Annotated in this window: 14 protein-coding genes; 13 read left to right on the forward strand and 1 reads right to left on the reverse strand. The window is 29.7% G+C overall.

Annotated features, from left to right (window positions below; translation table 11 throughout):
- The first annotated feature begins 6 nt into the window (after positions 1–6).
- The 13 genes from DY249_RS02820 (at position 7) to DY249_RS02880 (ending at position 12,167) form a co-directional block, all read left to right on the forward strand.
- Positions 7–2,199 carry a RelA/SpoT family protein gene (locus tag DY249_RS02820; RefSeq protein ID WP_115595114.1) on the forward strand — a complete coding sequence of 731 codons (2,193 nt, stop codon included), beginning with the start codon at positions 7–9 and terminating at the stop codon, positions 2,197–2,199.
- On the forward strand, positions 2,199–2,648 hold the full coding sequence (gene dtd, locus DY249_RS02825) for a D-aminoacyl-tRNA deacylase (protein ID WP_101540024.1): 450 nt from the start codon (positions 2,199–2,201) through the stop codon (positions 2,646–2,648). The genes DY249_RS02820 and dtd overlap by 1 nt, the downstream gene beginning before the upstream one ends.
- Positions 2,649–3,251, forward strand: coding sequence for an MBL fold metallo-hydrolase (locus DY249_RS02830; protein WP_101540025.1), 603 nt, complete (start codon positions 2,649–2,651; stop codon positions 3,249–3,251).
- A gap of 9 nt (positions 3,252–3,260) precedes the next feature.
- Positions 3,261–5,033 carry an aspartate--tRNA ligase gene (gene aspS, locus DY249_RS02835; protein ID WP_115595115.1) on the forward strand — a complete coding sequence of 591 codons (1,773 nt, stop codon included), beginning with the start codon at positions 3,261–3,263 and terminating at the stop codon, positions 5,031–5,033.
- Entirely contained in the window at positions 5,017–5,433 is a 417-nt protein-coding gene (locus DY249_RS02840; RefSeq protein ID WP_101540027.1) for a SoxR reducing system RseC family protein, read from the forward strand. Before aspS ends, DY249_RS02840 begins: the two co-directional genes overlap by 17 nt.
- A complete protein-coding gene (gene glyA, locus DY249_RS02845; RefSeq protein WP_115595116.1) occupies positions 5,433–6,665 on the forward strand; it encodes a serine hydroxymethyltransferase in 1,233 nt (410 codons plus the stop codon). Before DY249_RS02840 ends, glyA begins: the two co-directional genes overlap by 1 nt.
- A gap of 2 nt (positions 6,666–6,667) precedes the next feature.
- A complete protein-coding gene (der, locus tag DY249_RS02850; RefSeq protein ID WP_115595117.1) occupies positions 6,668–7,987 on the forward strand; it encodes a ribosome biogenesis GTPase Der in 1,320 nt (439 codons plus the stop codon).
- Positions 7,984–8,559 (forward strand): glycerol-3-phosphate 1-O-acyltransferase PlsY, encoded by a 576-nt coding sequence (gene plsY, locus DY249_RS02855; RefSeq protein WP_101540030.1) that lies wholly within the window; start codon positions 7,984–7,986, stop codon positions 8,557–8,559. The genes der and plsY overlap by 4 nt, the downstream gene beginning before the upstream one ends.
- Before the next feature lie 2 nt (positions 8,560–8,561).
- The gene (locus tag DY249_RS02860; protein WP_115595118.1) at positions 8,562–9,548 is read left to right on the forward strand and encodes an NAD(P)H-dependent glycerol-3-phosphate dehydrogenase; all 987 of its coding nucleotides are present in this window, start codon (positions 8,562–8,564) and stop codon (positions 9,546–9,548) included.
- Positions 9,549–9,619: 71 nt separating this feature from the next.
- A complete protein-coding gene (locus tag DY249_RS02865) occupies positions 9,620–10,252 on the forward strand; it encodes a cell division protein SepF (protein ID WP_115595119.1) in 633 nt (210 codons plus the stop codon).
- A 30-nt stretch (positions 10,253–10,282) separates the two neighbouring features.
- A complete protein-coding gene (locus DY249_RS02870; RefSeq protein ID WP_115595120.1) occupies positions 10,283–11,050 on the forward strand; it encodes a YlmH/Sll1252 family protein in 768 nt (255 codons plus the stop codon).
- Entirely contained in the window at positions 11,047–11,493 is a 447-nt protein-coding gene (gene lspA / locus DY249_RS02875; protein WP_101540034.1) for a signal peptidase II, read from the forward strand. The genes DY249_RS02870 and lspA overlap by 4 nt, the downstream gene beginning before the upstream one ends.
- Entirely contained in the window at positions 11,490–12,167 is a 678-nt protein-coding gene (locus DY249_RS02880) for a uracil-DNA glycosylase (RefSeq protein WP_101540035.1), read from the forward strand. The genes lspA and DY249_RS02880 overlap by 4 nt, the downstream gene beginning before the upstream one ends.
- Here the strand turns inward: DY249_RS02880 and DY249_RS02885 are convergent.
- The gene (locus DY249_RS02885; protein WP_115595121.1) at positions 12,162–13,067 is read right to left on the reverse strand and encodes a ribonuclease H-like domain-containing protein; all 906 of its coding nucleotides are present in this window, start codon (positions 13,065–13,067) and stop codon (positions 12,162–12,164) included. The genes DY249_RS02880 and DY249_RS02885 overlap by 6 nt on opposite strands.
- Positions 13,068–13,146 lie beyond the last annotated feature (79 nt).

Here is a 13,146-nt window from a genome sequence, read left to right on the forward strand (position 1 = left end):
GTAAATATGACAACGGATTTTGACTTAGAATATGAAAAATTAAAAGAAATAATCTTAGAAAATAATCCAAAAGCAGATATGGATTTAATAAAAAAAGCCTATTATTTTGGAGAAGTAAATCATAGGGGACAAAAAAGAAATTCTGGAGAAGATTATTTTATCCATCCTATAGCAGTTGCAAAAACACTGTCAAACATGAAGCTAGATGATCAGACTATTTGTTCTGGTCTTATGCATGATGTTTTAGAAGATACATCTGTAACTTATGATCAGATGGAAAAGGAATTTGGTCATGAAATAACATTTTTGGTAGATGGTGTAACTAAGCTAAAAAACCTCAACTATAGCTCCAGAGAAGAAAAGCAAGCAGAAAATATTAGAAAAATGGTAATGGCCATGTCTAATGATGTACGAGTAGTGCTTATAAAGCTTGCAGATAGACTTCATAATATGCGTACTTTAGAATATAAAACTCGTGAAAAACAAATACAGACTGCAACAGAAACTCTAGAAATATATGTACCCCTAGCTCATAGACTTGGAATATACTCTATAAAATGGGAGCTGGAAGATCTTTGTTTTAGATACCAAGAGCCTGAAAAATACTATGAATTAGCGGAGATGGTTTCACAAAAAAGGCGTGAAAGAGAAGCCTATATCAATGAAATAATTGAGACTTTAACGGATTCTCTAAAAGATAGTAATATAGATTTTGAAATAAGCGGTAGACCAAAATCTCTATACTCCATTTATAAAAAAATGATTAGAAATGATATCGTTTTTGAAGAGATTTATGACCTAACAGCAGTAAGAGTACTAGTAGATACTATAGCTGAGTGTTATGCAGTTTTAGGAAAAGTCCATTCTTTATGGAAACCTATACCAAATAGAATTAAAGATTATATAGGTCAGCCAAAGCCAAATGGCTATAGGTCACTTCATACAACTGTATTTGGAGAAGATTCTAGGCCTTTTGAAGTACAAATAAGAACCCGCCAAATGCACAAAGAATGCGAATATGGAGTAGCAGCTCACTGGAGATATAAAGAAAATAACACTAAAGAATCCGATTTTGATAATGCTATGGAATTTTTGCGACGTATCATGGAATGGCAAAATGAAGGTGGAGCAGATTCTGATAGTAAAGAATTTATGGAAACTCTTAAAACAGACTTTTTCTCCAGAGAAATATATGTGTATTCTCCAGCTGGTGAAATATATTCTCTACCAATTGGTTCATGTGCTATAGATTTTGCATATAAAGTTCACACAGAAGTAGGAAATAAATGTATTGGTGCAAAGGTAAATAGCTCCATAGTTCCTATCACACAAAAGCTAAAAACTGGAGATGTTGTAGAAATACTCACTAGTAAGAATTCTGCAGGACCAAGCAAAGATTGGCTAAATATTGTAAAAAGTCATCAAGCAAAAAATAAAATAAAGCAATTTTTTAAGAAAAATGGCAAAGAAGAAAATATAGAGCAAGGCAAAAATCAAATTATCCGTGATATAAAAAAACACAGAGAAGGCTACAAATCACTATTAAAAGATGAGTGGGTTGATGAAATCTCTAATGAATTAGGATTTCCAACTAAAGATGAGATGTACGCAGCTGTAGGTTACGGTAGAATAACTAGTGAGCAAGTTATACAAAAGCTCATAAAAAGAGAAAAAGAACTAGAAGAAAAAGAAAAAGCTATAAACGAGCCTATTGAACTAGTAAACAAAACAGAAAATAAACCATCAACCTCTAAAGGTGAAGTAAGGGTTAGTGACTTTGATGATGATATAGAAGTAAAGTTTGCAAAATGTTGCACGCCAATACCCGGAGATCCTATAATAGGCTTTATTACAAAGGGAAATGGTATTTCAGTTCATACAAAGTCATGTCCAAATATAATTAATAACCATGCTCCAGAAAGGTTGATAGATGTTTACTGGCAAAATGGGGCAAGTGATAAATTTCCTGTAAAAATTCAAGTGGCTGTAGCAAATTCACCATCTGTCATATATGATATTACAAAGATGATTTCTACTGTAAATGTCAATATTTCTGGCATCAATGCAAGACTTAACGAAAATCAAGAAGGTGTCATTGACCTAACTGTTGAAGTTAATAGCTTAGACCAGTTGGATGATGTTATGGCAAAACTTAAATCACTTAACACAGTTTATAGCGTATATAGGGTTAATAATTAATGAGAGCAGTAATTCAACAAGTAAAAAATGCAAATGTAGTAGTAAATAATGAAGAAATTTCAAAAATTGACAAAGGTTTTTTGGTTTTACTAGGTATCAAGGATAATGACACAATGGATGATCTAGCCTATGTAAAGAAAAAAATTGAAAAACTTAGAATTTTTGAAGATGAAGATGGAAAAATGAATCTATCAATAGAAGATGTAGGAGGAAAGATACTCTTGGTTTCACAATTTACTCTTTTTGGTGATGTGAGAAAAGGGAATAGACCTTCGTTTATACAAGCAGCGAGACCAGAAAAAGCTAATGAATTTTATGAAATAATGAAAAAAGAGCTTATAAATGATGGTTTTGATGTTAAAACCGGTAAGTTCCAAACCCACATGGAGGTAGGTTTAATAAATGACGGTCCAACTACAATATTAATTGATAGTGAGAGGATTCTCTAAATGCAAATTAAGAGATTTACCCTAGGTCCTGTTATGACAAATTTATATGTAGTTAGTAAAAATGGACATGGATTCATTGTAGATGCTGTAGAAAAAAGTGATTTGGTAACAGAATATATAAATAAAAATAATATCCAAATTGATTTTATTCTACAAACACATACTCATTTTGATCATGTACTAGGGCTAGATTTTTACAAAAATCTATATAATGTTGATGTCTATGCATCAAACGAAGCTAAATATATAGCAAATGACAAACATTATAATCTAGCTTTTGATTATGATGATTTATATGTACCCATAGATATTTATCTAGATGATGATGAAATAATCACAGATTGTAATATAAAAGTATTAAAAACTCCTGGTCATAGCTTAGATTCTACCAGCTATCTGGTGGATGATATTCTATTTACAGGCGATACACTTTTTAAATTATCTATTGGAAGAACAGATTTTCCTGGAGGAGATTATAATACAATTATTAATTCAATTAATGAAAAATATAGGATACTAAATCCAAATATAGATGTGTATCCAGGGCATGGCGAAAAAACAAATTTAGATTATGAATTTAAAAATAATCCGTTTTTAATATAAGGAGATAAGATGGAATTTAAAAGAAGCCATATGTGTGGCGAATTAAGAAGTGAAAATATAGGTGAAAAAGTAGTTCTTATGGGTTGGGTTGCTAAAAAAAGAAACCTAGGTTCATTAGTATTTTTTGATTTAAGAGATAAGACAGGCATAACTCAAATCGTAGTTCGTGAAGAAGATAAAGAAAATCATGATTTAGCTAGTCACTTAGGTCAAGAATATGTTGTTGAAGTTAAGGGATCAGTTAGAGAAAGAGAATCAAAAAATCCAGAAGTAGCTACTGGAGATATAGAAATAGTTGCAGAAAAAATCAATATTTTAGATAAAGCAAATACACCACCTATTTATATAAAAGATGATGATGACGTTGCAGAAAATCTAAAATTAAAATACAGATACCTTGATATGAGAAAAGCTTCTGTACAAAAAAATTTAAAGCTTAGATCTGATATTGTACGTACTATACGTGAATATATGTATGATAATGATTTTACAGAAGTAGAAACACCATTTTTAACAAAACCGACTCCAGAAGGAGCTCGTGACTATTTAGTACCATCTAGAATAAATCAAGGAGAATTTTATGCACTACCTCAATCTCCACAACTTTTAAAACAAATTTTAATGATAGGATCATTAGACAGATATTTCCAAGTTGTAAAATGCTTTAGAGATGAGGATTTAAGAGCAAATCGTCAACCGGAATTTACGCAATTAGATATGGAATTATCATTTGCAAACCAAGATGATGTAATTGCTGTAAATGAAGGCTTAATTAAAACATTATTTGACAAATACACAGACTATGATCTAACATTGCCAATTCCTAGAATGGATTACAGTGAAGCTATGGAATCATACGGATCTGATAAACCTGATCTAAGATTTGGATATAAAATTCAAAATATTTCTGAAATATGGAAAGATAGTGAATTTAAAGTTTTTGCTAATAATACTTCAGAAGGTAAGTCAGTAAGAGCAATTAACTTTAAAAATTTAGCTGATAAATATTCTAGAAAACAATTAGACAAATTAACTGATTTTGTAAAACACTACGGTCTGGGTGGACTTTCTTACATCAAATATGGTGAAGAAGTAAATTCCTCAATCAGCAAATTCTTAACAGATGATATTTTAAATAATATGGTAGAAAAATTAGAAATTGAAGATAATGACCTAATTTTAATTGCAGCTGATAAGGATAAAAAAGTTTTAGAAGGTCTAGGAGCTTTAAGAAACAAAGTTGCTAAAGATAATGATCTTTATGAAAAAGAATATGCCTTAACTTGGGTAGTAAACTTCCCAATGTTTGAATATAGCGAAGAAGATGAGAGATATGTTTCTCAACATCATCCATTTACAATGCCTAATGAAGATGATATACCACTTTTAAAAACTCATCCAGAAAAAGTAAGAACACAAGCTTACGATATTGTTATAAATGGAGATGAAATGGGTGGAGGATCTGTAAGGATCAATAATTCAGACTTGCAAAAAGATATTTTTGAAGCATTAAATCTAACAGAAGAAGATATTCAAAATAAATTTGGATTCTTTATTGAAGCCCTATCATATGGTACACCACCACATGCAGGACTAGCTTATGGATTAGATAGATTATTAATGTTATTTGCAAAAACAGATAATATTAAAGATGTAATTGCCTTTCCAAAAACACAATCAGCTACTTGCCCACTCACCGAAGCACCAACTATAGTTGATAAAAAAGCTTTAGATGAGCTTGGGGTTTCTGTAAGGAGTGATGATAATGGCACAAATGATTAAATTAGGAAAAGTTCTAGAGAATAATAACGGTCATTTAGTAGTAAGTGTAGCCCGCAATGAAGCCTGTGGCTCATGTGCAGCCAAGGGTACTTGTGGAAAAAAAGAAGAAACTATTATTGAAGTATATTCAACTGAGGATGTAAACGTAGGAGACAATATAATTATTGAATCACGTTCATCAGATATTACAAAATATTCTATATACGTATATGTATTGCCAGTAGTAATGATGGTAATAGGTGCAGTTTTACCAAGCATTCTTTTTAAAAATACAGGATATGATATAAACTTAATTACACTTTTATCCGTTATAGTATTTTTTGCTATATCATTTATTATTATAAAGGCGATAGATAAAAACCTTGCACATCAAAATGTTATGAAAGTGAGGAAAGTATAATGGACTACTCTTTAATCAAAGAATTTGATAAAGAAGCCTATGATGCTTTAAATAAGGAAATACAAAGACAAGAAGATAATATAGAGCTTATCGCATCAGAAAATTATGTTAAGCCATATATATTAGAAGCTGCAGGTAGTATATTGACAAATAAATATGCTGAAGGATATCCAGAAAAAAGATATTATGGTGGCTGTGAAAATATAGATGTCATTGAGCAAATTGCAATTGATCGTGCCAAAGAATTATTTCATTGTGATCATGCAAATGTTCAACCACACTCAGGATCGAATGCAAATCTAGCAGTATATTCTGCTCTTTTAAAACCTGGTGATAAAGTTTTAGCAATGAACTTAACAGAAGGTGGTCATTTAACACATGGTTCTAAGGTCAATTTTTCTGGTAAACTTTATGATTTTTATCAATATGGAGTAGATGAATCCGGTAGAATAGATTATGATGATGTTTTAAAAAAAGCTAGAGAAATTAAACCTAAATTAATAGTTTGTGGTGCAAGTGCATATCCTAGAGAGATTGACTTTAAAAAATTTAGAGAAATTGCTGATAAAGTTGATGCATTATTAATGGCAGATGTGGCTCATATTGCAGGACTTATTGTGGCAGGTGAACATCCAAATCCATTTCCCTGCTGTGATGTAGTAACAAGTACAACTCATAAGACTTTAAGAGGTCCAAGATCAGGAATCATTCTTTGTAAAAAAGAATATGCAAAAGCAATTGATAATGCGGTATTTCCAGGAAATCAAGGTGGTCCGCTCGAACATATTATTCTAGCAAAGGCTCTTGGCTTTAAGCAAAACTTAGATTCATCTTGGAAGGATTATGCAAAGCAAATAAAAGCAAATGCTAAGGCCATGGAAGAAGCATTAAGAGAGTATAATTTTAAAATGGTTTCAGATGGTACTGATAATCACTTATTATTAATCGATCTTACCAATAAAAATATAAATGGTGCTCAAGCTCAAGATTTATTAGACAAGGTAAATATTACAACTAATAAAAATACCATTCCTAATGAAAAACTTTCTCCACAAGTCACTAGTGGTTTAAGAATAGGTACAGCTGCTATTACTTCAAGAGGAATGAAAGAAGCAGAAGCTAAAAAAATTATCGAGCTTATTGCTCGCACTATTGATCAAAAAGAAGACCTAGAGATAATAAAAAAGGAAGTTCTAGAATTGACTAGTAAATTTCCTGTGTATGGGTATTAATTATGACTATGCCTATAGTAACATTAGTCGGAAGAACTAATGTGGGAAAATCGACATTATTTAATAGACTAGTTGGAAAGAAAAAATCCATTACTGAGGATATTAGTGGAGTAACTAGAGATAGAATTGTAGATAAAGTAGAGTGGCAAGGAGATGAGTTTCTACTAGTAGATACTGGTGGACTTGATATTTCTAACAAAGAGATGATGAATCAAGAAATCAAATCTCAAGTAGAAAAAGCTCTTTTAGAAACAGATTTAATTTTATTTTTAGTAGATGGTAAAGAAGGTCTTAGTCCATATGATGCAGAAATTGCAGATGTCATACGCCGCTACCATAAAAAAGTTATAATTGTTGCAAACAAAGTGGATAGTCATAAAGTACCTGATCATATTTATGATTTTTATTCAATGGGATTTGATGATCTAGCTATGATTTCAGCTGAGCAAAGCAAGGGTCTTGGAGATTTATTAGATAAAATTGTAGAAAATATTGACTTTGAAGCTTATGATCAAATAGAAGATGAAACAAGAATAGCAATTATAGGAAAACCAAACGCAGGTAAATCATCTCTTGTAAACTTGTTGTTAAATGATGAAAGAATGATTGTAACAAACGTTGCAGGTACAACTCGTGATGCTGTAGATTCCTATTGGACCTATAATGATAAAAACTACGTTTTAATAGATACTGCAGGTTTAAGAAAAAAATCAAAAGTTAAAGAAAATATAGAATATTATGCTAACCAGCGTACTTTTGATGCAGTAGATAGTGCAGAAATTGTTTTATTTTTAATAGATGCTACAGTTGGGGTAACTGAACAAGATACAAAAATAGCAGGTTATGCTCATAATCAAAGAAAAGCAATAATTATTGCAGTAAATAAATGGGACATAGTTGATAAAGATACAAACACAATGAAAAATATGGAGGCTGATATTAGAAATAAATTAGGATTTGCTTCATATGCACCTATTGTATTTATATCAGTACTTAAAAATCAAAGAATAGATAACTTATTAGATATGATAGAAGTGGTAGATAATAACTACCATACAAGAATATCTACAGGAGTTTTAAATAATATCTTGCAAGATGCAATTATGCTAAATCAACCACCACAAGATAAAGGTAAGAGATTAAAGATTTACTATATGTCACAAGTTGGAACAGCTCCTCCTAAATTTATGCTTTCTATAAATGATAGGGATATAATGCATTTTTCATATATGAGATATTTAGAAAATCAAATTAGAAAAAATTACAAGCTTACAGGGGTTCCTTTTAGCTTTGTTCTTAAAGAAAGAGGATCAAGAAAATGATTTTTTTACTTGCTATTTTCTCCTATCTTTTAGGATCTATTCCGAATGGTTATCTTATTGGCAAATACTGTTTTAAAAAAGACATTAGAACTCTTGGATCTGGTAATGTGGGCAGCACAAATGTACTTAGAAATTTTGGTAAGGGTGCAGGGCTAGCTACATTTTTTCTAGATTCCATAAAGGGATTTCTAGCAGTATGTATTGCGGACAAAGTTGCAGGAGTAGATGCTTTTGCAATATGCCTTGTATGTGTTGTACTAGGGCATATGTATAGTATTTTCTTGCATTTTAAAAGTGGTAAGGGAGTGGCTACTGCCTTTGGTGCTTTTGTTTATATAGATGTAAAGTTCGCATTAATAGTTTTAGCAGTATTTTTGATTGTTGTAATTATAGGTAGAATGGTATCACTTGGATCAATTTTAGCTGCATTTTCTGCCATAGTCGTAGGATACTTCTACTTTGGTTTAGGAAAGCTTTATTATGCAATATTTATTAGTGCAGCTATGATCATTTATAAACATAGGTCAAATATAAAAAGAATAAAAAATCATGAGGAGTCTAAAATATTTTAATTATGGAAATCTCAATATTAGGATCAGGATCATGGTCTACTGCTATTGCATCATTATTATCTGAAAATTATGATGTTTTGATATATGCAAGAAATAAAGAAGATGCTGATTATATAAATAAAAATCATAAAAATCGCAAATACTTAAAAGAATTTGATTTAGCTGAAAATATAAAAGCAACTAGTAATTTAGAAGATTTATTTAAAAATAAATATATAATTAATGGAATACCTACTCAAAGCATAAGGTCAGTTATAAAAAAAATTAAATCCTACATAAGTAGTGATAATGTTTTTATCAATTTAGCCAAGGGTATAGAGCTTGGTAGTCATAAAAGGATTTCAGAAGTTTTTTGTGATGAACTAGGGGATGATATATCATTTGCAGTACTAAGTGGACCATCTCATGCAGAAGAAGTCATCAAAAAAATGCCAACTGCTGTAGTAGCCGCTTCATCTGATATAAATTTATCTAAAGATGTTCAAAAATTATTTAATAGCGATTGGTTTAGAGTCTATAGTTCTACAGATTTAATTGGAGTTGAATTAGGAGGAGCTATAAAAAATACTCTAGCTTTTGGTATTGGAATGTTAGATGGATTAGGCTATGGTGATAATACAAAAGCTGCAGTTATTACACGTGGCATTCATGAAATGAATAGGCTATTAATTTCATATGATGCTAATCCTAATACTATTAATGGTCTAGCAGGAGTAGGAGACTTGATAGTTACTTCTACCAGCCTAAATTCTAGAAATTATAGGACAGGACTTTTAATAGGCAAAGGGTATAGTATGGAAGATGCTGTTGATAAAATACAAATGGTTGTCGAGGGCATACCAACAACTAAAGCCTTATACCAATTATCTTTGGAAAATGATATAGACTTACCAATCACCTTGGAAATATATAAAGTTTTATATGAAAATAAAAATCCTATTGATTCTGTTTCATCATTAATGGGTAGAAGTTTAAAGAGCGAATTCTAATTTAATATATATTTTAAAATTTTATATTTTTAAGTTATAATAGAATTAATAAAAGTAGTAAAGGGAAAATTATGTTTGACAAATTTAAAGATTTTATTGGTATTGACGACAATTATGATGACTATGATGACGAACAAATGTATTATGATGATAGTAATAAAGATGAATTAGAATCATCTACTTCTTCAAAAAAAAGGGAAGCTTATACCAATCTCTTAGATGATGATAATGATAAATCAGAAGGATCCATTACTTATGAAAGTGGTTATTCAGCTTCTAAGCCATCAACTAGCTATAGTTATGATACAAATAATTATAAGCCAGATTCATTTGCTAAAAGTAGTTCATCTAGCAATTATACAAGATCATCAAAAAGAGGAGATAATATAGTAAGTATGACAGAAAATAATTTTGCAGGTAAATCATCAATGAGAATATCTATCCACGAACCTCTAGATTATGAAACAGATGCTCCAAGTGTTATAAATGATATACTTGATAAAAAAGTAGTTGTTTTAAATCTTGAAATGGTTGATGCTGATATGAGACAAAGAATATTTGATTTTGTTTCTGGTGCTGTCTATGCTCTAGATGGAACTGTGGAAAGAGTTACAAAAGGTATTTTTGTAATTAGTCCTAGAGGAGTAGAAGTAGATAGTGCAGTTACAGAACAAATTTCAGATGGAAATTATAATCAATTATAAGATCGAGATTAAAATCGATCTTTATTTTTTATGAGTTTAAAATATAATTTAGATTTTATAAATGATAAAAGTAAGAAATCAACTATAAAAAAAGCTATCGCTATTTTAGAGAGATCTTATTATACGAACTTAGAAGAATCTAGCTTTTTTCTAGACCCTTATGAGCAAGAAGTTATAGAATCTATTGCAAATAAAAACAATATTGATCTTAAATTTATAGGTGGTAATGATTTAGCTGAGCGCAAAATATTTATCGCCAATTTCTTTTATGAACCTATTGAGGAATCTAATTACATAAGGATTTTAGAATTTAATCATCAAGGACTTAGCCACCCTGATGTACTAGGATCTCTAATGAGTTTAAATATAGATCGTGAATCAATAGGAGATATTGTTATAAATGGAGATTGTTGTCAATTTGTAGCTTTGAAAAAGTATGCAAATTTTATAAAATATAACTTGAAAAAGATAAAAAGAGAAGTTATAGATATAGAGTTAAAAAAAGATAATTTACTTGATATACAAGCTATTGATTATACTAGATATAGCGGATTTGTATCTTCATTAAGATTAGATAACATAATATCAGAATTTACAAATACATCTAGGTCTAAAGCTAAAGAAATCATTAAAGCGAAGTTTGTCAAAGTAAATTATGAAATAATAACAGACCCTAGCAAGATAGTTAGTAAAGGTTCTATGATCTCGATTAGAAAACAAGGACGTTTTATATTTGATGATATTACAGCTACCAGCAAAAAAGGTAATATGCATATTACATATAGGAAATTAAAATGACATATATAATTATAATAGTTTTAGGCCTAATAATTGACAGGCTAACAAAAACTTATGCGATAAATAACTTAATAGATAATCCCTACAAGGGGAGTATTTTTAACTTTACTTACTTGGAAAATAGGGGAGCAGCATTTGGAATTTTACAAGATAGAAGGATATTTTTTATAATACTAACACTAGCTATAGTCTGTGCTTTAGTTTATTATTTTCTTAAAAACTATAAAAAAAATCCAAAACTTTTAAATGTTGCTTTAACAATGATAATTACTGGAGCAATAGGCAATTTTTATGATAGATTATTTCAAGGTTATGTAGTTGATTTTATTGAATTTGCCTTTGTAGATTTTCCGGTATTTAATGTAGCAGATATTTTTGTAACTGTAGGTAGTATCTTAATGATCATTTACCTAATATTCTTTGAGGAAAGAGAAAAAGTATGAGTGTAAATATTGGCAATGATTGGGATATTATTCTTGCTGATCAATGGGATAGAGTTTATTATCAAAATTTAAGAAAAAAATTAATTACTGAGTATAGAAATTATACAGTTTATCCTGATATGTATGATATTTTTAATGCATTAAAATCAGTAGCATATGAAGACGTAAAAGTAGTTATTTTAGGACAAGATCCTTATCATGGTCCTGGACAAGCGCATGGCTATGCTTTTTCTGTACAAAAAGGTATAAAAACACCTCCATCCTTGCAAAATATCTATAAGGAAATGCATGATGATATAGGAACATATATTCCAAATAATGGATATTTAATAAAATGGACCAATCAAGGAGTCTTACTTTTAAATACATCACTAACGGTGAGGGCTCATCAAGCAAATTCTCATCAAAAAATAGGCTGGGAGATACTTACTGATAATATAATAAAAAAATTAAACGAGAGAGAAAAGCCTGTTGTTTTTATTCTATGGGGTAGAAATGCGCAGTCAAAGGAAAGATTTATTACAAATCCTAATCATTATATAATAAAATCTACTCATCCTTCACCACTCTCAGCCCATAGAGGTTTTTTTGGATCTAGACCATTTTCAAAAACAAATGACTTTTTAAAAGCAAGCGGACAAGAAACTATTGATTGGCAAATTGAGAATCTATAAATGATTCTCAATTATTTTTTTGCTTAAATTTAATATATTTTTATAATTATATAAGTAGTTTTCTCTGATAATTAATAAATTTGGATCAACCGGTAACTGACTTTGATTTTTTAATGAAAAAGTATTCAAAGCTACATAGCCAGCATTATTATCATCAAATTTTCCATATATAACTTGTATATTTATCTCGACTTCTTTTCTTACAATTCTTAGTTCATAGTTACTAGCTTGAAAAAATGACTCTGGAAGTTTTTTGTCACTATCAAGCCTAATTTGACAAATGTCATTATTTATAAATACTGACCTAAGAGTGATATTTGAATTATTAGTATTTATAGAAAGTTCTTTATTAAAATAATCACCTATATTAGATAGTCTTTCAGTAGCTATAATGTCATTTTCATTATGAATCATAATTGGTTTTGGCTTGTCTCTTTTTTTTATATCTTCTGTTAACTTGCTAATTACTTTGTACCTGCTAGGATCACTTCTAAAAATACCGATATTTTTTTCTATATCCATAAGTTTCATCGATTCAAAAACAAAATATTTTCGATGCTTAGATATAAGCTTGTATATATCAAAAGTTTCTGGAAAAATAGCTAGCATATTATGCTTATCTAGTCTCATATTTAAAAATGGAATATCAAATTTATCTCCATTATAAGTTATGATTTTTTTACCATCTACTATTTTTAAATATATGTCTAAAAGTCTCTTTTCTTCATCATTATCTTCTGCAAAATATTGAATAATATAGCAATTATCACCTTCATAACATATAAAACCTAGTAATACAAGCTGATCAGATTGAGAATCTAAGCCTGTTGTTTCTATATCAAGTATAATTTCATCTTTATTTAAATTTTCTGGGTAATATAATTTTTTATAAGTAATCATACAATTATTATACCAATTTGCCGAATATGTATTATACAATATAGTATAATAGTTAAAGATATTAGTTAAGAGAAGAATT

It is taken from the genome of Anaerococcus octavius, from assembly GCF_900445265.1.
GTDB lineage: Bacteria > Bacillota > Clostridia > Tissierellales > Peptoniphilaceae > Anaerococcus > Anaerococcus octavius.

Bases quoted from the DNA above. Each gene is read 5' to 3' on its own strand.
- DY249_RS02820 (WP_115595114.1), top strand. From the start codon at position 7: ATGACAACGGATTTTGACTTAGAATATGAAAAATTAAAAGAAATAATC.
- dtd (WP_101540024.1), top strand. From the start codon at position 2,199: ATGAGAGCAGTAATTCAACAAGTAAAAAATGCAAATGTAGTAGTAAAT.
- DY249_RS02830 (WP_101540025.1), top strand. From the start codon at position 2,649: ATGCAAATTAAGAGATTTACCCTAGGTCCTGTTATGACAAATTTATAT.
- aspS (WP_115595115.1), top strand. From the start codon at position 3,261: ATGGAATTTAAAAGAAGCCATATGTGTGGCGAATTAAGAAGTGAAAAT.
- DY249_RS02840 (WP_101540027.1), top strand. From the start codon at position 5,017: ATGGCACAAATGATTAAATTAGGAAAAGTTCTAGAGAATAATAACGGT.
- glyA (WP_115595116.1), top strand. From the start codon at position 5,433: ATGGACTACTCTTTAATCAAAGAATTTGATAAAGAAGCCTATGATGCT.
- der (WP_115595117.1), top strand. From the start codon at position 6,668: ATGACTATGCCTATAGTAACATTAGTCGGAAGAACTAATGTGGGAAAA.
- plsY (WP_101540030.1), top strand. From the start codon at position 7,984: ATGATTTTTTTACTTGCTATTTTCTCCTATCTTTTAGGATCTATTCCG.
- DY249_RS02860 (WP_115595118.1), top strand. From the start codon at position 8,562: ATGGAAATCTCAATATTAGGATCAGGATCATGGTCTACTGCTATTGCA.
- DY249_RS02865 (WP_115595119.1), top strand. From the start codon at position 9,620: ATGTTTGACAAATTTAAAGATTTTATTGGTATTGACGACAATTATGAT.
- DY249_RS02870 (WP_115595120.1), top strand. From the start codon at position 10,283: ATGAGTTTAAAATATAATTTAGATTTTATAAATGATAAAAGTAAGAAA.
- lspA (WP_101540034.1), top strand. From the start codon at position 11,047: ATGACATATATAATTATAATAGTTTTAGGCCTAATAATTGACAGGCTA.
- DY249_RS02880 (WP_101540035.1), top strand. From the start codon at position 11,490: ATGAGTGTAAATATTGGCAATGATTGGGATATTATTCTTGCTGATCAA.
- DY249_RS02885 (WP_115595121.1), bottom strand. From the start codon at position 13,067: ATGATTACTTATAAAAAATTATATTACCCAGAAAATTTAAATAAAGAT.